This window comes from Microbacterium paulum (assembly GCF_015707995.1).
Classification (GTDB): Bacteria; Actinomycetota; Actinomycetes; order Actinomycetales; family Microbacteriaceae; genus Microbacterium; species Microbacterium paulum.
Genome location: NZ_JAAGRY010000007.1, coordinates 24616 through 44358, shown reverse-complemented (window position 1 = coordinate 44358; position 19743 = coordinate 24616). Strand labels below are relative to the sequence as shown.

At 70.3% G+C, this 19743-nt stretch carries 20 protein-coding genes; 10 read left to right on the top strand and 10 right to left on the bottom strand.

Annotated elements, in window-relative coordinates:
• Window positions 1–60: 60 nt before the first annotated feature.
• On the bottom strand, window positions 61–468 hold the full coding sequence (locus tag G3N18_RS03200) for a GNAT family N-acetyltransferase (RefSeq protein WP_196382864.1): 408 nt from the start codon (window positions 466–468) through the stop codon (window positions 61–63).
• Between the two features lie 87 nt (window positions 469–555).
• Between G3N18_RS03200 and G3N18_RS03195 the strand changes: the two genes are divergently transcribed.
• Together G3N18_RS03195 and G3N18_RS03190 are read left to right on the top strand one after the other, a co-directional pair.
• On the top strand, window positions 556–744 hold the full coding sequence (locus tag G3N18_RS03195; RefSeq protein WP_196382863.1) for a hypothetical protein: 189 nt from the start codon (window positions 556–558) through the stop codon (window positions 742–744).
• Window positions 745–857: 113 nt separating this feature from the next.
• Window positions 858–2291: an HNH endonuclease signature motif containing protein gene (locus tag G3N18_RS03190; RefSeq protein ID WP_230403803.1), complete on the top strand. Its 1434-nt coding sequence runs from the start codon at window positions 858–860 to the stop codon at window positions 2289–2291.
• Window positions 2292–2433: 142 nt separating this feature from the next.
• Here G3N18_RS03190 and G3N18_RS03185 read toward each other — a convergent pair whose 3' ends face one another.
• From G3N18_RS03185 to pyrE, 3 genes are all read right to left on the bottom strand, one after another.
• A complete protein-coding gene (locus tag G3N18_RS03185) occupies window positions 2434–2709 on the bottom strand; it encodes a type II toxin-antitoxin system RelE/ParE family toxin (RefSeq protein ID WP_196382861.1) in 276 nt (91 codons plus the stop codon).
• A complete protein-coding gene (locus tag G3N18_RS03180; RefSeq protein ID WP_196382860.1) occupies window positions 2706–2990 on the bottom strand; it encodes a type II toxin-antitoxin system Phd/YefM family antitoxin in 285 nt (94 codons plus the stop codon). The genes G3N18_RS03185 and G3N18_RS03180 overlap by 4 nt, the downstream gene beginning before the upstream one ends.
• 68 nt (window positions 2991–3058) lie before the next feature.
• Entirely contained in the window at window positions 3059–3634 is a 576-nt protein-coding gene (pyrE, locus tag G3N18_RS03175) for an orotate phosphoribosyltransferase (RefSeq protein ID WP_196382859.1), read from the bottom strand.
• 121 nt (window positions 3635–3755) lie between these two features.
• On the opposite strand from pyrE, the gene G3N18_RS03170 reads away from it, so the two are divergent.
• From G3N18_RS03170 to G3N18_RS03160, 3 genes are all read left to right on the top strand, one after another.
• Complete coding sequence (locus G3N18_RS03170; RefSeq protein WP_196382858.1) at window positions 3756–5306, top strand: Re/Si-specific NAD(P)(+) transhydrogenase subunit alpha; 1551 nt, start codon at window positions 3756–3758, stop codon at window positions 5304–5306.
• Window positions 5303–6751: a Re/Si-specific NAD(P)(+) transhydrogenase subunit beta gene (gene pntB / locus G3N18_RS03165; protein WP_196382857.1), complete on the top strand. Its 1449-nt coding sequence runs from the start codon at window positions 5303–5305 to the stop codon at window positions 6749–6751. The genes G3N18_RS03170 and pntB overlap by 4 nt, the downstream gene beginning before the upstream one ends.
• A 74-nt stretch (window positions 6752–6825) precedes the next feature.
• Window positions 6826–7665, top strand: coding sequence for an exodeoxyribonuclease III (locus G3N18_RS03160; RefSeq protein ID WP_196382856.1), 840 nt, complete (start codon window positions 6826–6828; stop codon window positions 7663–7665).
• A 16-nt stretch (window positions 7666–7681) separates the two neighbouring features.
• On the opposite strand, the gene G3N18_RS03155 is transcribed toward G3N18_RS03160, so the two are convergent.
• On the bottom strand, window positions 7682–8236 hold the full coding sequence (locus G3N18_RS03155) for an NADPH-dependent FMN reductase (RefSeq protein ID WP_196382855.1): 555 nt from the start codon (window positions 8234–8236) through the stop codon (window positions 7682–7684).
• Window positions 8237–8307: 71 nt separating this feature from the next.
• Entirely contained in the window at window positions 8308–9702 is a 1395-nt protein-coding gene (locus tag G3N18_RS03150) for a hypothetical protein (protein ID WP_338038207.1), read from the bottom strand.
• Window positions 9703–9834: 132 nt separating this feature from the next.
• Between G3N18_RS03150 and G3N18_RS03145 the strand changes: the two genes are divergently transcribed.
• From G3N18_RS03145 to G3N18_RS03130, 4 genes are all read left to right on the top strand, one after another.
• Window positions 9835–11172 carry a sensor histidine kinase gene (locus G3N18_RS03145; RefSeq protein WP_196382854.1) on the top strand — a complete coding sequence of 446 codons (1338 nt, stop codon included), beginning with the start codon at window positions 9835–9837 and terminating at the stop codon, window positions 11170–11172.
• On the top strand, window positions 11169–11843 hold the full coding sequence (locus tag G3N18_RS03140; RefSeq protein ID WP_196382853.1) for a response regulator: 675 nt from the start codon (window positions 11169–11171) through the stop codon (window positions 11841–11843). The genes G3N18_RS03145 and G3N18_RS03140 overlap by 4 nt, the downstream gene beginning before the upstream one ends.
• Window positions 11844–12032: 189 nt before the next feature.
• The gene (locus G3N18_RS03135) at window positions 12033–12917 is read left to right on the top strand and encodes an ABC transporter ATP-binding protein (RefSeq protein ID WP_196382852.1); all 885 of its coding nucleotides are present in this window, start codon (window positions 12033–12035) and stop codon (window positions 12915–12917) included.
• Window positions 12914–14029: an ABC transporter permease gene (locus tag G3N18_RS03130; protein ID WP_196382851.1), complete on the top strand. Its 1116-nt coding sequence runs from the start codon at window positions 12914–12916 to the stop codon at window positions 14027–14029. The genes G3N18_RS03135 and G3N18_RS03130 overlap by 4 nt, the downstream gene beginning before the upstream one ends.
• A gap of 92 nt (window positions 14030–14121) precedes the next feature.
• Here G3N18_RS03130 and G3N18_RS03125 read toward each other — a convergent pair whose 3' ends face one another.
• The 3 genes from G3N18_RS03125 to rraA form a co-directional block, all read right to left on the bottom strand.
• Window positions 14122–15423 carry a cation:proton antiporter domain-containing protein gene (locus G3N18_RS03125; RefSeq protein ID WP_196382850.1) on the bottom strand — a complete coding sequence of 434 codons (1302 nt, stop codon included), beginning with the start codon at window positions 15421–15423 and terminating at the stop codon, window positions 14122–14124.
• Between the two features lie 184 nt (window positions 15424–15607).
• Complete coding sequence (locus tag G3N18_RS03120; RefSeq protein ID WP_196382849.1) at window positions 15608–15994, bottom strand: VOC family protein; 387 nt, start codon at window positions 15992–15994, stop codon at window positions 15608–15610.
• 171 nt (window positions 15995–16165) lie between these two features.
• Window positions 16166–16636 (bottom strand): ribonuclease E activity regulator RraA, encoded by a 471-nt coding sequence (gene rraA, locus G3N18_RS03115; RefSeq protein WP_196382848.1) that lies wholly within the window; start codon window positions 16634–16636, stop codon window positions 16166–16168.
• 175 nt (window positions 16637–16811) lie between these two features.
• On the opposite strand from rraA, the gene G3N18_RS03110 reads away from it, so the two are divergent.
• Window positions 16812–17378, top strand: a complete 567-nt coding sequence (locus G3N18_RS03110; protein ID WP_196382847.1) for a nitroreductase family protein — start codon at window positions 16812–16814, stop codon at window positions 17376–17378.
• Between the two features lie 54 nt (window positions 17379–17432).
• Here the strand turns inward: G3N18_RS03110 and G3N18_RS03105 are convergent, their stop codons facing one another.
• Window positions 17433–19661 (bottom strand): ATP-dependent Clp protease ATP-binding subunit, encoded by a 2229-nt coding sequence (locus G3N18_RS03105; RefSeq protein ID WP_196382846.1) that lies wholly within the window; start codon window positions 19659–19661, stop codon window positions 17433–17435.
• Between the last annotated feature and the right edge of the window lie 82 nt (window positions 19662–19743).

Genomic DNA, 19743 nt, shown 5'->3' with positions numbered 1-19743 from the left:
CGCAAGGAGATCACACCGGAGCTGCCTGCACTCGGGCGACAAGAGGCCGACCTCAGCACCTCACCGCGCGGCGCGAACCATCGCCGTCGCGTCGGGTGCTCCAAACCCGAACTGCTCATAGAGCCCGTGGGCGTCTTTCGTGAAGAGCGTCCACCTGAAGTCGCGGCCCGGCCCGTCGTCGATCATGAGTCGCACGATCCGCTTGCCGAGGTCGTTGCCTCGATGGGCGTCGAGCACGAAGACGTCGGCGAGGTAGGCGAAGGTGACCCCGTCAGACACCGCGCGGGCGAAGCCGACCTGCTCGCCGGTGTCACGGCGATAAGCGCCGACGACTCGCCAGGCGCCGTCGAGCTGGGTGTCGACGTCGGCACGCGTGCGCTGACGCCCCCAATACGCCTCGGTCGAAAGCCACGCCCAGACGACCTCGCGCTGAATGCGAGCAGGGTCAGCGTCGAGTTCGTAGTCCATCCCCGCATTGTGCAGCACCCCTCACCCACCGCGGGGTTATGCGCGCCGGCACCACCGGCTAGCCTCGAGGGAACGAACGGAGATCGCATGTCGGGACTGCTCGTCGCCATGACCACCGGAGGCCTGACGCTGCTGGCCGTCGCCCTCATCACCGCCATCGCGGTGCCGCGCATGCGCCGCAGCCGCGTCGACCCGCACCTCGGCCCCGAGCTGCACCGCGCCGGCGAAGAAATCCAGGCGCAGATCGACCGGGGCCGCTCGGGCCTTCTGCGGTGACGATTTCGTGAACGACCCTGCGCACGATCGACGTCAGCAACGAGACATTTTTCTGAGCTGAACGGGATCTTTTCACCCGCCCAATGTCTGACGCCCCTGCCAAAATGGGGCGTATGGACCTCCTCGCTCAGCGGCTCGACGACCTGCGCACGCAGGCCGCGGCGCTGGTGCGCGACGCGGCGAGCGAGCGGATGCTCGAGCGCGCGACCGAGACCGAACTCGCCCAGCAGGTGGCCGCCATCGCAGCCTTCGCGCGGCTCGCCGAAGCACTGCTGGTCCACGCAGTGGGTGAGGTCGCACGCCGCTCCGAGCAGGCGGCGCGCGACGAGCGCATGACGTCGCACCTCGGATGCCGCGACGCGGTCGAGCTCGTCCAGTCGCTCACCCGCGTGGGTCCGCAGACCGCGGCACGCCTCCTTCGGGCTGCGAAAGCCGTGCGCCCCGCCGTGTCCGACACCACAGGCGAGGCTCTCGATGCGCCGTTCCCGAGCGTGCGGGCGGCGATGGTCGACGGGACGATCGGCGTCGACGGCATCCTCGCCATCACCGATCCCCTGCAGGCGACCGCGCCGCGCGTCTCTGCACGCGCGCGCCGCGAGGCGGCCGACATCGTCGTCGCCGAAGCGCGCGGAGAGGGGCCGGATGCCGCGCCGCCGGCCTGCGCCGCACTGCTGAAGATCCACGCACAGACGTGGGCGCTCGCCCTCGATCAAGACGGCGCCGAGCCGCGGGAGCGGGCCGCGGAGCGCAAGCGCGCGCTCGTGCTGGGCGTCGCCTCACCCGACGGCGTGCCGGTCCGAGGTCTGCTGCTCCCCGAGGTCGCGGCGCAGTTGCAGACGATCTTCGACGCGCACCTCTCGCCCAAGGTCGCCTTCGACGACCCGACCGCCTCGAGCATGGCAGACGGTTGCACCGCAGACGGTGGCGACGCGCTCCCGCCGCTTCCCGCCCGCGACGATCGCACCCGGGCACAACGCCAGCACGATGCGCTCGCGGCGGCGGTGCACGTCGCGGCATCCTCCGGTCTGCTTCCGACGATCGGCGGCGCCGCTCCGACGCTCGTGGTCTCGGTCGACGCCGACGATCTCGCGCGAGGCACGGGCTACGCGCACGCGCAGGGGTGCGACCAGCCGATCAGCGTGGCGGTCGCCCGCCACATCGCGTGCGGCGGGGTGATCCAGCGCGTCACGATGCAGGGCGGGCGGATCCTCGCTATCGGCACCGAGGAACGCGTCTTCAACCGCCACCAACGCCGCGCGATCGCCCTGCGCGACGGCGGCTGCATCATCCCCGGGTGCGGCACGCCCGCCGGCTGGTGCGAGATCCACCACGTCACCGAACACGCGGTCGGCGGGCCGACGCACACCGACAACGGCGTGCTGCTGTGCTGGTATCACCACCGCTTCCTCGACCGGATCGGGTGGAGCATCCGCATGAACCGCGGCGTGCCCGAAGTACTCGCGCCACCGTGGCACGACACCCGCCGCGCGTGGCGGCCGGTGACCACCTCCCCCACGCGGCTGCGAAAACGCGTTCTGAAAACCTGAGGCAAAGAGAAAGCCCCGACTGTTACCACACAGCCGGGGCGAGACGAATGAGAAGTTCGCCTATCCCGATCATCGTACCGCGCCCACCTGGGAAGACGCCCGGCGCGGTCTGCCCCGGCTCCGCCCTGCGCCTGCCCGCCACTCAGCGGCGATGGTAAGCGTCGCGACGATGCTCGATGGTGACGACCTCGATGACCAGCCGCTGGTCTTCGATCCGGTAGAGAACGCGGTACTCACCGCGGCGCGCTGAGTAGAGGGGCGCAAGCGGTTCGCGCAGGGGCTTTCCGACTCTCCGAGGATTGCTCGCGAGCGGGCCGACGATGAACTCGAAGGCGGCCGCCGCGACAGACTCGGGGAGCGTGATCTCGAGGGCGCGTCTGGCCGACCGCGTGAAGACGACCTCGTAGGCGTCGCTCACTCGGCCAGGCGACCGCGCGCGACCATCGCCGCGCGAACCTGCTCGGCCGACGACACATCTTCCGAATCGAGCTCCGCGATCGCCACCCGCAGACCGGCGACCTCTTCGGGACTGCTCAAGATATCGACCGTTTCGATGAGCGAGTCGTAATCGTCCGCGCTGAGCAGCACGGCGACTCGGGCCCCGTTGCGGGTGATCTCGAAGCGCTCATGAGTGGTCGCCGCCGACTCGATGTGCTTACTCAGCGAGGCGCGCGCATCTGCGAGGGACAGAACCGTCATGTGCAGAATTCTAGCGCAAATGCCTCAACATGGATGCCTCGGTCCGCTGGCCTCAGCCCAGCGCTCCCCTACTGCGCCTCGAGCCCCAGGTCGTCGAGGTCGATGATCGAGCGCCATTCGAAACCGGCGGCCTCGACGGCGGCCTGCGCGCCGGTCTTGCGGTCGACGACGGTGACGACGGCGACGACGTCGGCCCCGGCATCCTTCGCCACCTGCGCGGCCTTGAGGGGCGACCCGCCCGTGGTCGAGGTGTCTTCGACGATCACGACGCGCTTGCCGGCGACCTCGGCACCCTCGATCTGACGGCCGCGACCGTGGTCTTTCGGCTCTTTGCGCACGACGAACGCGTCGACCGGGGCATCGGCGGCGACCGACGCGTGCAGTGCCGCGTTCGCGATCGGGTCGGCACCGAGCGTGAGCCCGCCGACCGCGTCGACGTCGAGATCGCGCACGATGTCGAGCACGAGCCGACCGATCGCGGGAGCGGCTCGGTGGTCGAGGGTCAGCTTTCGCATGTCGACGTAATACGTCGCCTTCTTTCCGCTCGACAGGGTGAAGTCGCCGTGGAAGACGGCCTCCTCACCGATCAGGGCGATGAGCGCTTGGCGGTCAGACTCGAGTGCGGGCGTAGAGGCGACGGTCATGCGGAAAGTCTACGGATGCAAGGAACCGCGTTTTTTCCCATGACATGTCGTTCGCGACGCGCAGCATGCGCCCTAGAGTCGGGATCGGCGTCCGCGACGGGCGCAGAACCAAAGGAGAGCCATGACCCGCATCGGGATCGTGACCGAACAGCCCGGCGAAACACGCGTCGCCGCCACACCCCAGACCGCAGCGAAGCTCCGCGCACTCGGCTACGACATCGTCGTCGAAACGAGTGCGGGGCACGAGTCGTCGTTCCCGGATGCCTCGTACGAGGCATCCGGCGCAGCGATCGTCGACCGGGCCACCGCCTGGGGTTCCGACATCGTGCTCAAGGTCGCCGCACCGACCGAGGCGGAGATCGCGCTGCTGCAGCCGGGCGCCACGCTCGTCGGCGTGCTCGCGCCCGCGCTCTCGCCCGATCTGCTCGCGGCGCTCGCGGCACGCGGAGTGACCGCCCTCGCGATGGATGCCGTGCCGCGCATATCTCGCGCCCAGTCGATGGACGTGCTGAGCTCGATGGCCAACATCGCCGGCTACCGCGCCGTCGTCGAGGCGGCGAACGAGTTCGGCCGCTTCTTCACCGGGCAGGTCACCGCGGCCGGCAAGGTGCCGCCCGCCAAGGTGCTCGTCGCGGGAGCGGGCGTCGCCGGCCTCGCCGCGATCGGCGCCGCCTCGAGCCTCGGCGCGATCGTGCGCGCCACCGACCCGCGCCCCGAGGTCGCCGACCAGGTGGCGTCGATCGGCGGCACCTACCTCGACGTCGTCGTGCCCGACGAGGCCAAAGAGGTCTCGAGCGACGGCTACGCCAAGGCGACGAGCGCCGCCTACGACACGGCCGCCGCGAAGCTCTACAGCGACCAGGCCGCCGACGTCGACATCGTCATCACGACCGCCCTCATCCCGGGGCGCGCCGCCCCGCGCCTGCTCACCGCGGCCGACGTGGCGAGCATGAAGCCCGGCAGCGTCGTCGTCGACATGGCCGCCGGTCAGGGCGGCAACGTCGAAGGCTCGGTCGCCGGCGAACGGGTCGTCACCGAGAACGGCGTCGTGATCCTGGGGTACACCGACCTCGCGGGGCGCCTGCCGCAGCAGGCGTCGCAGCTGTACGGCACCAACCTGCTGAACCTCATGACGCTCCTCACCCCCGCGAAAGACGGCACGGTCGTCTACGACGAGAACGATGTCGTGCAGCGCTCGGTCACCGTCACCCGCGACGGCGCCGTGACCTGGCCGCCGCCGGCCGTGCAGGTGTCTGCGGCCCCGGCCGCTAAGACGCAGACCGCCGCCACTCCTGTCGCACCCGAGAAGAAGAAACTCTCGGCGGGCGCGAAGTCGGGCCTCATCGCCGCGGGCATCGCCGCCCTCTTTCTCGTATGCGCGATCTCGCCGCCACCGCTGCCGCAGCACTTCCTCGTGCTGACGCTCTCGGTCGTGATCGGGTTCTACGTCATCGGCAAGGTCGCGCACTCCCTGCACACCCCGCTCATGAGCATCACCAACGCCATCAGCGGCATCATCATCGTCGGCGCGACGACCCAGATCATCGTGCCGAACCCGCTCGTGCAGACACTCGCCGCGATCGCGGTGCTCGTGGCATCCATCAACATCTTCGGCGGCTTCGCCGTCACCCGGCGCATGCTCGCCATGTTCCAGAAGGGTGACCAGAAGTGACCTTCGTCTCCACCTCCACCGCCGCGGGCCTCGCGCTCGTGCAGTCCATCGCCGTCGCGGCATACATCGTCGCGGCTCTGCTGTTCATCCTGGCCCTCGCGGGCCTCAGCAAGCAGGAGAGCGCCCGCCGTGGCGTCGCCTACGGCATCGCGGGCATGACGATCGCGCTCGCCGCGACCTTCCTGCTCGTCATCTCGTTCGGCTCGCTCGTTCCCGACGATGTGACGCTCTATCTCGGCGTCGGCCTGATGGTCGCGGCGATCGTCGTCGGCGGCGCGATCGGCCTGTGGCGCGCCCGCGTCGTCGAGATGACCGGCATGCCCGAGCTCATCGCCCTGCTGCACTCGTTCGTCGGCCTCGCGGCCGTGCTCGTCGAGTGGAACGGGCACCTCTACGCCGAGGGCATCGCCGCCGAACTCGTCGGCATCCACCACGCCGAGGTGTTCATCGGCGTGTTCATCGGGGCGGTGACCTTCACCGGGTCGATCGTCGCGTTCCTGAAGCTCTCGGGGCGCATGTCGTCGAAGCCGCTCATGCTGCCCGGCAAGAACTACCTCAATGTCGGCGCACTGGTCCTGTTCGTCGTGCTGACCGTCTGGTACGTCATCACCCCCTCGATCTGGCTGCTCGTCGCCGTCACCGCGCTCGCCCTCGCCCTCGGCTGGCACCTCGTCGCCTCCATCGGCGGCGGAGATATGCCCGTCGTCGTATCCATGCTCAACAGCTACTCGGGCTGGGCGGCGGCCGCGGCCGGCTTCCTGCTGAACAACGACCTGCTGATCGTCACCGGAGCCCTCGTCGGCTCGTCGGGTGCGTACCTGTCGTACATCATGTGCAAGGCGATGAACCGCTCGTTCCTGTCGGTCATCGCGGGCGGCTTCGGCATCGAGGCGCCGCGCTCGGACGGCGACGAAGAGCAGGGCGAGTATCACGAGACGGATGCCGGGTCGGTCGCCGACCTCCTCCGCGAGGCCCGCTCGGTCATCATCACGCCCGGCTACGGCATGGCGGTCGCGCAGGCGCAGTACCCCGTCGCCGACCTCACGAAGAGGCTGCGCGCGCGCGGGGTCGACGTGCGCTTCGGCATCCACCCGGTCGCCGGGCGCCTGCCCGGCCACATGAACGTGCTGCTCGCCGAGGCGAAGGTGCCGTACGACATCGTGCTCGAGCTCGACGAGATCAACGCCGACTTCGATGGCACCGACGTCGTGCTCGTGATCGGGGCGAACGACACCGTCAACCCCGCCGCGGCGGAGGACCCGGGCTCGCCGATCGCCGGCATGCCGGTGCTGCAGGTGTGGAACGCGAAGGACGTGGTGGTGTTCAAGCGTTCCATGGCCTCGGGCTACGCCGGCGTGCAGAACCCGCTGTTCTTCCGCGACAACACCCAGATGCTCTTCGGCGACGCGAAGGAGCGCGTCTCCGACATCCTCGGCGCTCTCTGACGCGGCGGGCGACGGACACGGCGGGCGACGGACACGGGCAGGCGACGTCGGCGGCGAGCAATACGCTGGATGCCATGCGCATCGCCACCTGGAACGTCAACTCGATCCGCGCCCGCGTCATCCGCACCGTGGAGTTCTGCGTGCGGGAGGACATCGACGTGCTGCTGATGCAGGAGATCAAGTGCAAGCCCGAGCAGTTCCCCTACGCCCAGTTCGAGGACGCGGGCTACACGGTCGAGGCGCACGGACTGAACCAGTGGAACGGTGTCGCGATCGCGAGCCGTGAGCCGATCGACGACCTGAAGATCGGCTTTCCCGGCATGCCGGGCTTCGCGAAGGGGCACGACGGACCGGATGCCCCGCAGGAGGCGCGCGCCATCGGCGGCACGATCGACGGGGTCGAGCTCTGGAGCCTCTACGTGCCGAACGGGCGCGGCCTCGACGACCCGCACTACACCTACAAGCTCGCCTGGCTCGAAGCGCTGCGCGGCTACACCGCCGACTCGCTGCGGCAGAACCCCGACCTCGCGCTTGCACTCACGGGCGACTTCAACATCGCCCCGACCGATGCCGACAACGGCGACCCGACCGTCGTCGAGGGTGTCTCGACGCACGTCTCGCCGCCCGAGCGCGAGGCGTTCCAGGCGCTGCTGGGCGCAGGCCTCGCCGACGCCGTGCGACCGCTCGTTCCCACGGGCTACACCTACTGGGACTACAAGCAGCTGCGCTTTCCCCGCAACGAGGGCATGCGCATCGACTTCATCCTCGGCTCGCACGCCTTTGCCGACGCCGTCGTCGCGGCATCCATTCACCGCGACGAACGCAAGGGCGAGATCCCGAGCGACCACGTGCCCGTCACGGTCGACCTCGACCTCGACGGGGCCGACGACGATGACCGGCCGATGATCTTCTGAGAGGTCGCCGGCGGGGCTACTGCCAGCGGCGGATGAGCTCGTGCAGGCGCTGCAGGAAGGCGGTGAGGAACTCGCGCGTGCCCTCGTTCGCGATGGCGCCGTCCTCGGTGAAGAAGTCGTCGGTGATGCGGATGTAGACCTCGGGCGCCCCGACCAGCGGCGCGCCCTGCGCGGCGAGGATCGACTTCAGGTGGCTCTGCGCCAGGGCGGTCGAGATCGCCCCCTTGCTCGCCCCGGTGACCCCCGTCGGCTTGCCGGTGAGCGAACTCTGCCCGCTGGGCCGCGACGCCCAGTCGAGCGCGTTCTTGAGCGCACCGGGGATCGACCGGTTGTACTCGGGGGTGACGATGAGCAGCCCGTCGGCGCTGTCGACCGCGTCTTTGAACGCGCGCCCGACGGCGGGGAAGTCCTTGTCGTACTGCGCGCCGTAGAAGGGCAGCTCGGCGATCGGGATCTCGCTGATCACGAGCCCGGTGCCCGGAGCGAGCCGCACGAGAGCCTCCGCGAAGCGGCGGTTCAGCGATGGCTCCGAGACGGAGCCCACGATCAGTCCCACGGTGTATTCGGCCATGCGTCCATCGTGCCGGGTCCGGGCGCCCCGGTCCATGGGGTGGCCGGGCCGCGGGGTGGTTAGCTAAGGCGTCAGGCCCCGGCGATCGCGACGGCGGGCGCGGGCAGCACCGCGGCATCCCGCTCGCGCACCGTCTCAGAGCCCGCGCGCCACAGCACGACGACGCTCCAGACGAACAGGCCCACGACCATCACGTTGCGCGCGAGCAGCACGCCGGCAGAGAACGGGTCTCCGTCGATCAGCGGCATGTAGAGCACGGGGAAGACGAGCGTCGTCGCGAAGCACACCCCGGCGAGCCAGCCGGCGGCCTTGCGCCAGGCCTGCGGGTCGACGATGAGGCCGACCGCGACGATGGGCGCGAGCCACAGCATGTACTGCGGCGAGCCGACCTTGTTGAAGACGATCAGCGCGGCCGTCAGCGCGAAGCTCGCCACGAGGATGAGGCGCTGCTCAAGGCCGGTCGTGAGGCGACCCTGGCGCACCGCGAGGCGGCGTGCGCGCCACAGCAGCAGCACGATGATCACGAACGCGATCGGCATGAGCAGACCGACGACGTCGCCGGCGAGGTGCGCACCCGGGCCGGCGACCTCACGGGTCGCGAGCACGTAGTTCTGGTGAATCTCAGAGCCGGGAATGCCGAGCACCGTCGCCCACACCCACGGCGTCGCGACGGGCGCTTCGAGCTGCAGTGAACGGTCGCCCTGGATCGTCGCGAAGCTGAACAGGTTCGAGGCGCCGCCGAAGACCACGACGGTCATCGCGATGACGACGCTGATACCGACGCCGCCGATGATGATGCGCAGACGGTTGGATGCCACGGTCACCGCCGCAGCGGCGATCGCGGCGGGCCACACCTTGATCCACGTGGCGGCGGCGATGAGCGCACCGGCGATCGCGGGGCGGCGCATGAGGAGCACCAGGCCGCCGATCGCGAGCGGCGCGGCGAAGCCCTCGAGGCGCAGCATGGAGACGGGCGCGAGCAGCACCTGCACGGCGAGCCAGTACCAGGCGGCGGGGTAGCCGGAACGGCGACGCAGCCCACCGGTGAGCGCGAGGATCGCGAACAGGTTCGCCCCGATCATCAGCACGAACCAGCCGAGCTGGTAGTTGTAGGGACCGGCGGCGATCGCGGCCATGATGGGCGCCAGCGCACCGGCGGGGTACACCCACGGCATGTCGATGACGGGCCAGTAGCCGAGCTTGGCCTGCTCGGCCCAGAGGCGGTAGAGCGGCAGGTCGCCCTGGGTCTGCCCGGCGAGGATCGTCGGCAGCAGCACGAGCAGGTAGAGGCCGTGAACGACGGCGAAGCCGGTCATCAGGCCGCGCGTGGTCATCGCGAAGCGCACCATCGGAGCCCGCAGGGCCAGCATTCGCGTCGCACCCCGACTCCACGCCGAGGGAATCCACGCGAGGGAGGTTGTGCCGCTCACGTCTGAGGCGCGGCGGGCCTGGGGGGCGCTCGTCACTCGCCTGAGTGTAGAGACTGCAGATGTGCGAATGGTGGACGGCATGTGTCGATCACCTGTGCGTTTGCTGAGGACGCCCGCTCCCTCGCGCGGGGGAGGCGGACGACCACAGCCCCCTCTAGCGTGGATGCCATGAGCGTACGACTGCCCTCGCGGCGCGTGAGCCCGGCCGAGCGGCGCGCCGATCTCTGGCTCGCGCTGGCGCTGCTGATCGGGGCGATCATCAGCGCGTGGCTGGGCCAGGTGGCCGGGGTCTACGGCGACGAGACGCCCGCGTTCGGCTGGGCGCTCGTCTACTCCGCCGCCCTCACCCTGCCGCTCGCGCTGCGCCGCCGGTACCCCGAGGTGGTGCTGCTGTGGGTGGCGGCCATGTTCTATGTCGGCGCGTCGTTGCGCATTCCCGAGGTCTACGTCGGCAACGTCGCCGTGTTCATCGCGATGTACACCGTCGGCGCGTGGGTCGCCGACCGCCGCCGCGCGACCGTGGTGCGGTGGATGGTGATCGCCGGCATGTTCGTGTGGCTGCTCGTGACGACTTTTCAGGCCGCGACCGCCGACGGCGACGGCGGGTTGTCTCGCGCGGGGCTGTTCTCGCCGTTCGCCGCGTACATGCTGCTGCAGTTCCTCGTGAACGTCGCCTTCTTCGGCGGCGCGTACCTGTTCGGCGAGCGCGCGTGGGCGCAGGCCCGTTCGCGCGCGGCGCTCGAGGAGCGCACCCGCGAGCTCGATCGCGAGCGCGAGCTCACCGCCGCGCAGGCCGTGGCCCTCGACCGCGTGCGGATCGCCCGCGAGCTGCACGACGTGGTCGCCCACCACGTGTCGGCGATGGGGGTTCAGGCCGGCGCCGCCCGCGCCGTGCTCGATCGTGATCCCGCGGCGGTGCGCGGCGCCCTGCAGGCCGTCGAGCAGTCGGCGCGTGACGCGCTCGTCGAACTGCGTCAGCTGCTCGAGACGCTGCGCACCCCCGACGCCGACACACCGACCGATTCGACGGTGCACCTGTCGGCACTCCCCGACCTGATCGCGCACGCGCGCGAGAACGGACTGCCGACCACGTTCGCGGTGGTCGGCGAGCCCCTCGAGGCGCCCGAGCTCGTGCAGGTGAACCTGTACCGCGTGGCGCAAGAAGCGCTCACCAACGCACGCCGCCACGGCGGCCCCACCGCCACCGCCGACGTGCGGCTGCGCTACAGCGCCGACGCGATCGAGCTCGAAGTCTCGAACGACGGTCGCGCCCACCTCGTCGGCCGGCCGGGGCTCGGTCTCGTCGGCATGCGCGAGCGCGCCTCGGCGTCGGGTGGCACGCTCGAAGCCGGGCCGCGCCCCCGCGGCGGCTTTCTCGTGCGCGTGCGCGTGCCGCTCTCCTCCCCCGGAAGCCCGGCCTCCCCCGGCGTCCCGGTCGGCCCCGGCGTCCCGGTCGCCGCCACGCCCTCGGCAGAACCGTCGACGGATGCCGAGGCCCGCGCATGAGCGCGCCGATCCGCGTGCTCCTCGTCGACGATCACGCCGTCATGCGCGCCGGCTTTCGCATGATCCTCGACGCCGAACCCGACATCACGATCGTGGGAGAAGCGGCGACCGGGCTCGAGGCGGTGGCCGAGGCATCCACTCTGCGCCCCGACGTCATCTGCATGGACGTGCAGATGCCCGACCTCGACGGCCTCGAAGCCACGCGGCGCATCATCGCCGACCCGTCGTCGCGCTCGGCCGTCGTGATCGTGACGACGTTCGACCGCGACGACTACCTGTTCCAGGCGCTCGACGCCGGTGCGAGCGGATTCCTGCTGAAGAACGCCGGGCCCGAGCAGCTCGTCGAGGCGGTGCGGGTCGCCGCCGCGGGCGACGCGCTGCTCGCGCCCGCCGTCACCCGTCGCGTCATCGAGCGCTTCGCGCGCACGCAGCCGATGGATGCCTCGCCGCCCCGCGCGTTCTCGGCACCGGGCATCCGCGTCGACCTCACCGAGCGCGAGAGCGAGGTGCTGCGCCTGCTCGCCGACGCGCGCAGCAACGCCGAGATCGCCGCGGCGCTCTACATCGGCGAGGCCACCGTGAAGACGCACGTGTCGAACCTGCTGCAGAAGCTCGGGGTGCGCGACCGCGTCGCGGCGGTCGTGTACGCGCACCGGCACGGGCTCGCCTGAGCGCGGGGCATCCGCGGCACTCCCTCCCCCGCGCTCCCTCCCCCGCGCGGCGGAGCCGGCGGCGCGAACGGGTGCGGCGGGGCTCCAGGAGTCCGTCGTGCGGCGGAGGCAGCGAACCGCCTGCTCGCCTAGCGTCGAGGGGGAGGGGCTGCGGCGACGACCGCCGTGGCCGCCGAAGAGGAGGAGCGCATGCTCGAACTGAGCGGCATCACGAAAAGCTACGGCACCACGCGCGTGCTCGACGACGTCAGCTTTCAGGTCGCGCCGGGCCGGCTGACCGGGTTCGTCGGCGGCAACGGCACCGGCAAGACCACCACGATGCGGATCATCTTGGGGGTGCTCGCCCGCGACGCGGGCACCGTCACCCTCGACGGCGCGCCCGTCACGGCGGCCGACCGGCGCCGCTTCGGCTACATGCCCGAAGAGCGCGGGCTGTACCCGAAGATGCGCGTACTCGACCACATCGTCTACCTCGCGCGGCTGCACGGCTTCGGCAAGGCCGACGCGACCGAGCGCGCCGAGGCGCTGCTGGTCGAACTCGGCCTCGGCGAGCGGCTGAACGACAACATCGAAACCCTGTCGCTCGGCAACCAGCAGCGCGCCCAGATCGCCGCCGCCCTCGTGCACGATCCCGAAGTGCTGATTCTCGACGAGCCGTTCTCGGGCCTCGACCCGATCGCGGTCGACGTCGTCGCCGGCGTGCTGCAGTCGCGCGCCGCGGCCGGCGTCGGCGTGCTGTTCTCGTCGCACCAGCTCGACGTCGTCGAGCGGCTGTGCGACGAGCTCGTCATCATCGCGGGCGGCACGATCCGGGCGACCGGGTCGCGCGACGAACTGCGCGCCGAGCACGCGCAGCGCCGATTCGAGCTGATCTCGGCGGGCGACGCCGGGTGGTTGCGGAGCGAGCCCGGAGTCGAGGTCGTCTCGTTCGACGGCGGGTACGCCCTATTCGACGCCGACACCGACGAGACGGCGCAGCGGGTGCTCCGCCGCGCCATCGCCGAGGGAGCGGTCACGAGTTTCGCGCCCCGGCATCCGTCCCTCGCCCAGATCTTCAAGGAGGTCATCCAGTGACCGCGCACACCACCGCCACCGCCGCCGCCACCACCGCACCGACCTTCGCGCAGAGCGTCTGGCTCGTCGCCGAACGCGAGATCGGGTCGAAGCTGCGCAGCAAGGCGTTCCTGATCTCGTTCGGCATCCTGTTCGTCATCGCCCTCGCCGGGGTCATCTGGGCGGGCTTCAGCGCGCAGAGCGCCTCGACGACGCCCGTCGCCGTGACGAGCGAGTCGGCGCGGTACGTCGACGGCGTGCCCGGCCTCGAGGTCACCGAGGTCGCCGACCGCACGGCAGCCGAAGCGCTCGTGAAAGACGGGTCGGTCGATGCCGCCGTGATCGCCGACGACGCGTCGCCGCTCGGCTACGCGCTCGTCGTCGAATCCGACGCACCGCAGGGCCTGCTCATGTCGCTGTCGCAATCGCCGTCGGTCGTGGTGCTCGACCCCGCGAGCTCGACCAACTGGATCGGCTACATCGCCGCGATCGGCTTCGGCATCGTGTTCCTGTTCGCAGCGCAGACCTTCGGTTCGACGATCGCCCAGAGCGTCGTCGAAGAAAAGCAGACGCGCGTCGTCGAACTGCTCATCTCGGCGATCCCCGCGCGGGCGCTGCTGGCCGGCAAGGTGGTCGGCAACACGATCCTCGCGATGGGACAGGTGGTGATCCTCGCCGCGATCGCGGTCGTGGGCCTGACCGTCACGGGCCAGACGGAATTCCTGCAGGGCGTCGGCGGACCGATCGCGTGGTTCGCGGTGTTCTTCCTCTTCGGGTTCGTGCTGCTCGCGGCGCTGTTCGCCGCCGCGGCGGCGATGGTCTCGCGGCAAGAAGACATCGGCGCGACGACCACCCCGCTCATGCTGCTGATCCTCGGGCCCTACTTCTTGGTGATCTTCTTCTGGAACAACCCGACGGTGCTCACGGTCATGTCGTACGTGCCGTTCTCGGCCCCCGTCGGCATGCCCGTGCGACTCTTCCTCGGGCAGGCGCAGTGGTGGGAGCCGATCCTGTCGCTCGGCATCCTGCTCGTCACGTGTGTTCTGGCGATCTGGGTCGGCGCGAAGATCTACGAGAACTCGATCCTGCGCATGGGCGGGCGCGTCAAGCTCGGTGAGGCACTCGCGGGCTGACGCGCCGCCGGTGATGAAAACCTGCTGAGTGGGGCGGGAGAGGGCTCGCGACCGTCAGCGAGACGACTCGCGCCCCACCTCGCAGGTTTTCGTCACGCCTCGAGGCCGAGACGCCGACCGCGGGTGGCGAGCTGCGGCGCGATGAGCCCGTGCAGCACGATGCTGCCGACGACCGTGAACACCGTCACGGCGAGCACGTCGTAGGCCTCGGGCTCGGGCAGCCTGTTGAACGCGAGCAGTCCGAACACGATCGTCGCGGTGCCGCGCGGGCCGATGAACCCGATCATCGTGCGCTCGCGCCACGGCACCGACGAACCGAGCATCGACACGTAGACGGGCACGACGCGGAAGAGCGTCAGCGCGAGCGCCGCCACCACGAGCAGGCGCACGTCGAACCCGTCGAGCACGACCACGACCGTCATCGCCCCGAGCACGAACCAGACGAGGTTCGCCGCGAGGGTTCCCGCCTCTTCGACGAGCAGCACCTCGGCGTGCGGGATGGTGTGCTCGGCGGTGCCGCGCGTGCGCATGAGGCGATAGATCAGCCCCGCGACGAACGCCGCGACGAAGCCGTTCGCCGCGATCGTCGACACGGTCGCGGTGCCGAAGGCGAGCAGCGGCACGAGCAGCATGACGTAGCGGATGCCAGAGGGCGCCGCCCACCCGCGGGTCAGCGCGAGTCGGGCGAGCAGCCCGAACAATCCGCCGAACACGACGCCGATGAGCGCGGCGATGACGGTCGCCGGCACGGCGCCGAAGAAGGCGACGGCGAACTCGGTGAGGTTCTCTTCGAGCTGCGCCTGCGCGTCGGGGCTGAGCGCGTCGGTGCTGATCGTGCCGCCGTCGGCCGCGGCGAGGAGTGCCGGCAGGGCCACGGCCGCGGCGAGCGCCATCGCGAACACGGGTGAGACGAGCCCGTCGTTGTAGCCGCTCTCGACGTTGAGGATCTGGCGGATTCGGGGCGGAATCCACGGCGAACGCAGCAGCTCGGCCGCCGGCGAGAAGTCGGTCGGCATGACGACGCACGCGATCACGAGCAGCACGAATACGTTCAGCTCCGGCACGATCCACACCCCGCTGAGCACGACCGCGAGCAGCGACAGCGGCAACGCGATGAGCACGAGTCGGGCGATGACACGGCCCTCGCCGCCGAAGATGCCGCCGCGCACCTCACAGGCATCCACGAAGAGCAGCACCGCGAGGATCAGCTCGACGACGTGCTCGGCCGCGTCGCCCGCGATCGCGTCGGCGAAGCCGTTCACGTCGATGAACACGAGCACGGCACCGGCGAGGGCGAGGGCCGCGGGGCCCGCGACCCCCCAGCGCGCGAACCGGTGCTCGACGAGCGACCACAGCGCGATCGCCACGAACCCGCACAAGAAGATCAGCGGCATCGGTCCCCCTTCGCGAAGTGGCTGCGTGTGCTCAGTCTGGCCGAACCGGCGCGCCACGAGGGGCACCTGGGCACGGCTCGTCGCGCGGGAGGGACGCCCAGGCGCCACCCGCGGGTGTCACGTGGGGTGCCACCCGCGAAGGATGCTCGCGTCGGCGGGTTTCAGCCGCGCACGTCGGTGGGTTTCAGCCGCGCGCGTCGGCGATGACCGACAGCACGTTGCCCGCGGGGTCGCGGAACCACGCGATGTCGGGCCCGCGCCCGCGCGAGATGCCGCGCGCGTCGGTGCCGAAATCGGGGTCGTCGTAGATCTTGGTGACCACATCCGCCGCGTTCAGCTCGTCGACGGCGGTGTCGATGTCGGCGACGCCGAGATTGAGGACGGTGAACGATGCCGGGGCATGATCGCTCTTCGGATAGGCGATGACGTGCCCGCCGCCCGGCAGGGCGATGTCGAGGATGCCCATCTCGTTCACCTCGACCGTGAGACCCAGAGTGTCGCCGTAGAAGCGCTGCGCGGCGGGGATGTCGTCGACGGAAAAACCCGAGAAGGCGGAGTCGATCGTGACCATGGAGCACTCCTGTCGTGAGGTCGACCTCGGAACGGTGTCAACAGAAACGATGACAACAGCAGGCTGAACCCGTCGTGCGTGTCCGCGCAAGGGCCCCAGCGCGCGATCCACCCTGCTGTCGTCACCGCTCAGGCGTGGTCAGTGCTCTGGCGGGTCAGTGCTCAGGCGTGGTCAGCGTTCGACGAGGATGCCGTCGGCGTCGGCCCACACGTGTGCGCCGGGGCGGAAGGCGACGCCCGCGATCTCGACGGGCACATCGACCTCGCCGACGCCGTCTTTCGCGCTCTTGCGCGGGTTCGAGCCGAGCGCCTTGACGCCGAGGGGCAGCGCGCCGATCGCCTCGCGGTCGCGGATCGCGCCGAACACGATGATGCCGGCCCAGCCGTGCTCGAGGGCCGACGCCGCGATCAGGTCGCCCACGAGCGCCGACTCGAGCGACCCGCCGCCGTCGACGACGAGCACGGCGCCGTCGCCCGGCGTCGCGAGCGTCGCCTTGACGAGGGCGTTGTCGCGGTGGCAGCGGATCGTGCGGACGGGCCCGTCGAACGCGACGTGCCCGCCGATGTCGTGCAGCTGCAGCGAGAGCGAGTCGAGCTCGTCGCCGCGCTCGTCGTAGAGGTCAGCCGTCGCGATGGTGGTCATGGATGCCACGCTAGCCCCGGCATCCCGCACGCCGACCGGCCCGGGCGTGGGAACTCCCGCCGACCTTCTGCAAAACGAAAGCCTTTCAGCGGGAACATACCGGCGTTGTATACGGTTGAATGCTCCGGGCCGACGGCGTCCCACACCCCAACGGACCACCCCCCAAGGAGTCGCCATGAGCCCCGCCGTCACCGCCGCCCCCATTCTCGATGTGCTCGCCGAGCGCTGGAGCACCCGCATCTTCGACGCCGAGACCCCGATCGACGAGGCGGCGCTCGCGAGCGCGCTCGAGGCCGCCCGCTGGGCGCCGTCGGCGAACAACACGCAGCCGTGGCGTTTCGTCGTGGCCCGCCGCGGCACGGCCGAGCACGCGCAGATCGTCGACGCGCTGATGGGCTTCAACCAGGCGTGGGCGGCGGATGCCGCGGCGCTGATCGTGTTCGCCGCCTCGGCTTCGCTCGACGGCAAGCCGCTGCCGTGGGCCGCCTACGACACCGGCCAGGCCGCCGCGCACTTCACGGTGCAGGCGCACGCGTCGGGCCTGTACACCCACCAGATGGGCGGGTTCGACCGCGACCGGATCGCTCAGGCGTTCGGCTTCGGCGACGACCTCGCCGCCGTGACCGTCATGGCCGTCGGCGCGCTCGGCGACATCGATGCGGCCCCCGAAGCGCTCCGCGAGCGCGAGCAGGCGCCGCGCACCCGCCGCCCCATCGAGGAATCCCTCGTCATCGACGCGTGAGTCGAAACTGCGGCGCTCGCTTTCGCGAGCGCCGCAGTGCATTCGGCTGGAACCTCAGTCGTCGAGCAGGTCGCCTTCGATGACGTCGGCGTCGGAGGCGCCGGATGCCGAGGCATCCGCCCGCTCGTCGGGCGCCGCGCCGGCCGAGGTCAGCACGAGGCCCGAGCCGTCGGCGGCGACGTCTACCCGCACGATGTCGCCGTCGTGCACGCCGCCCGACAGGAGCGCCATGGCGAGGCGGTCCTGGATCTCCGACTGGATGAGCCGGCGCAGCGGCCGCGCCCCGAAGATGGGGTCGTACCCGCGCTCGGCGAGCCAGGCGCGCGCGTCGGGGGTGACCGCGAGGGTCAGGCGACGGTCCTTCAGCCGGCGCTGCAGGGCGTCGACCGAGAGCTCCACGATCTGCGCGAGGTCGTCCTCGCTCAGCGCCGTGAACATCACGATGTCATCGAGCCGGTTGAGGAACTCGGGGCGGAACGCGGTACGCACGAGCGCCATGACCTGCTCGCGCTTCTGCTCGACCGTCAGCGTCGGGTCGATGAGGATCGGCGAGCCGAGGTTCGACGTCAGGATCAGGATCGTATTGGTGAAGTCGACGGTGCGGCCCTGACCGTCGGTGAGGCGGCCGTCGTCGAGCACCTGCAGCAGGATGTCGAAGACTTCGGGGTGCGCCTTCTCGACCTCGTCGAGGAGCACCACCGAGTAGGGGCGCCGGCGCACGGCCTCGGTGAGCTGCCCGCCCTGCTCGTAGCCGATGTACCCGGGAGGGGCACCGACCAGACGCGCGACGGAGTGCTTCTCGCCGTACTCCGACATGTCGATGCGCACCATGGCGCGCTCGTCGTCGAAGAGGAATTCGGCGAGCGCTTTCGCGAGCTCGGTCTTGCCGACGCCGGTCGGGCCGAGGAACAGGAACGAGCCGAGCGGGCGGTTCGGGTCGCTGATGCCGGCGCGCGAGCGGCGTACGGCGTCGCTGACGGCCTTGACCGCGTCCTTCTGCCCGATGAGGCGCTTGCCGAGCTCCGACTCGAGGTGTACGAGCTTCTCGCTCTCGCCCTGCAGCAGCTTTCCGACCGGGATGCCTGTCCACGCGGCGATCACGGCGGCGATGTCCTCGTCGGTGACCTGCTCGTTCACCATCCGCTCGCCGTCGGCGGCCTCGGCGTGCTCGGCTTCGGCGACCTGCCGCTCGAGCGCGGGGATCTCGGCGTAGTACAGGCGCGACGCCTTCTCGAGGTTGCCCTCGCGCTGCGCGCGCTCGGCCTCGCTGCGGGCCTGGTCGAGCTTCGTCTTCAGCTCGCCGACCGCGTTGAGCGACGCACGCTCGCGCTCCCACCGCGCCTGCAGCTCGTCGAGCTTCTTCTGCTCGACCTTCAGCGTCTCGCGGAGCGCCGCGAGACGCTCCTTCGCCGCGGCATCCTTCTCCTTCTTGAGGGCGAGCTCTTCGAGCTTCAGCCGGTCTACGTGGCGGCGCAGCTCATCGATCTCGAGCGGGGCCGAGTCGATCTCCATGCGCAGGCGCGACGCGGCCTCGTCGATCAGGTCGATGGCCTTGTCGGGCAGCTGCCGGCTCGGGATGTAGCGGTTCGACAGGGATGCCGCGGCCACGAGCGCCCCGTCGGAGATGGCGACCTTGTGGTGCGCCTCGTAGCGTTCCTTGAGGCCGCGGAGGATCGCGATGGTGTCCTCGACGCTCGGCTCGCCGACGTACACCGGCTGGAAGCGGCGCTCGAGCGCGGCATCCTTCTCGATGAACTCGCGGTACTCGTCGAGCGTCGTCGCGCCGATCAGGCGCAGCTCGCCGCGCGCGAGCATCGGCTTGAGCATGTTGGAGGCCGCGACCGATCCCTCGCCGCCGCCGGCGCCCATGAGCACGTGCAGCTCGTCGATGAAGGTGATGATCCGCCCGTCGGACTCGGTGATCTCCTTGAGCACGCTCTTCAGGCGCTCTTCGAACTGGCCGCGGTACATTGCGCCCGCGACCAGGGCGGAGATGTCGAGCGAGACGAGCTCCTTGTCCTTGAGCGACTCGGCGACATCGCCCGCGACGATGCGCTGGGCGAGGCCCTCGACGACCGCCGTCTTGCCGACGCCGGGCTCGCCGATGAGCACGGGATTGTTCTTCGTGCGGCGGGTGAGCACCTGGCTGACGCGGCGGATCTCGCTGTCGCGACCGATGACCGGGTCGAGCTTTCCCTGCCGGGCCCGCTCGGTGAGATTGATGCCGAACTGCTCGAGGGCGCTCTGCTGCTCCTCTTGGCCCGGCTGGGGTTGTGCGTTCATCGTGTCTCCTTGAAACTGGCGAGAAATCTGCGAGGCTCAAACTTGAGCCATCTGGACTCAACTTTATCAAAGTATGGCACCG

Excerpts from the sequence above, each read along its gene's own strand:
- G3N18_RS03200 (WP_196382864.1), bottom strand. The coding sequence starts at position 468 with ATGGACTACGAACTCGACGCTGACCCTGCTCGCATTCAGCGCGAGGTC.
- G3N18_RS03195 (WP_196382863.1), top strand. The coding sequence starts at position 556 with ATGTCGGGACTGCTCGTCGCCATGACCACCGGAGGCCTGACGCTGCTG.
- G3N18_RS03190 (WP_230403803.1), top strand. The coding sequence starts at position 858 with ATGGACCTCCTCGCTCAGCGGCTCGACGACCTGCGCACGCAGGCCGCG.
- G3N18_RS03180 (WP_196382860.1), bottom strand. The coding sequence starts at position 2,990 with ATGACGGTTCTGTCCCTCGCAGATGCGCGCGCCTCGCTGAGTAAGCAC.
- pyrE (WP_196382859.1), bottom strand. The coding sequence starts at position 3,634 with ATGACCGTCGCCTCTACGCCCGCACTCGAGTCTGACCGCCAAGCGCTC.
- G3N18_RS03170 (WP_196382858.1), top strand. The coding sequence starts at position 3,756 with ATGACCCGCATCGGGATCGTGACCGAACAGCCCGGCGAAACACGCGTC.
- G3N18_RS03160 (WP_196382856.1), top strand. The coding sequence starts at position 6,826 with ATGCGCATCGCCACCTGGAACGTCAACTCGATCCGCGCCCGCGTCATC.
- G3N18_RS03155 (WP_196382855.1), bottom strand. The coding sequence starts at position 8,236 with ATGGCCGAATACACCGTGGGACTGATCGTGGGCTCCGTCTCGGAGCCA.
- G3N18_RS03145 (WP_196382854.1), top strand. The coding sequence starts at position 9,835 with ATGAGCGTACGACTGCCCTCGCGGCGCGTGAGCCCGGCCGAGCGGCGC.
- G3N18_RS03140 (WP_196382853.1), top strand. The coding sequence starts at position 11,169 with ATGAGCGCGCCGATCCGCGTGCTCCTCGTCGACGATCACGCCGTCATG.
- G3N18_RS03135 (WP_196382852.1), top strand. The coding sequence starts at position 12,033 with ATGCTCGAACTGAGCGGCATCACGAAAAGCTACGGCACCACGCGCGTG.
- G3N18_RS03125 (WP_196382850.1), bottom strand. The coding sequence starts at position 15,423 with ATGCCGCTGATCTTCTTGTGCGGGTTCGTGGCGATCGCGCTGTGGTCG.
- G3N18_RS03120 (WP_196382849.1), bottom strand. The coding sequence starts at position 15,994 with ATGGTCACGATCGACTCCGCCTTCTCGGGTTTTTCCGTCGACGACATC.
- rraA (WP_196382848.1), bottom strand. The coding sequence starts at position 16,636 with ATGACCACCATCGCGACGGCTGACCTCTACGACGAGCGCGGCGACGAG.
- G3N18_RS03110 (WP_196382847.1), top strand. The coding sequence starts at position 16,812 with ATGAGCCCCGCCGTCACCGCCGCCCCCATTCTCGATGTGCTCGCCGAG.
- G3N18_RS03105 (WP_196382846.1), bottom strand. The coding sequence starts at position 19,661 with ATGAACGCACAACCCCAGCCGGGCCAAGAGGAGCAGCAGAGCGCCCTC.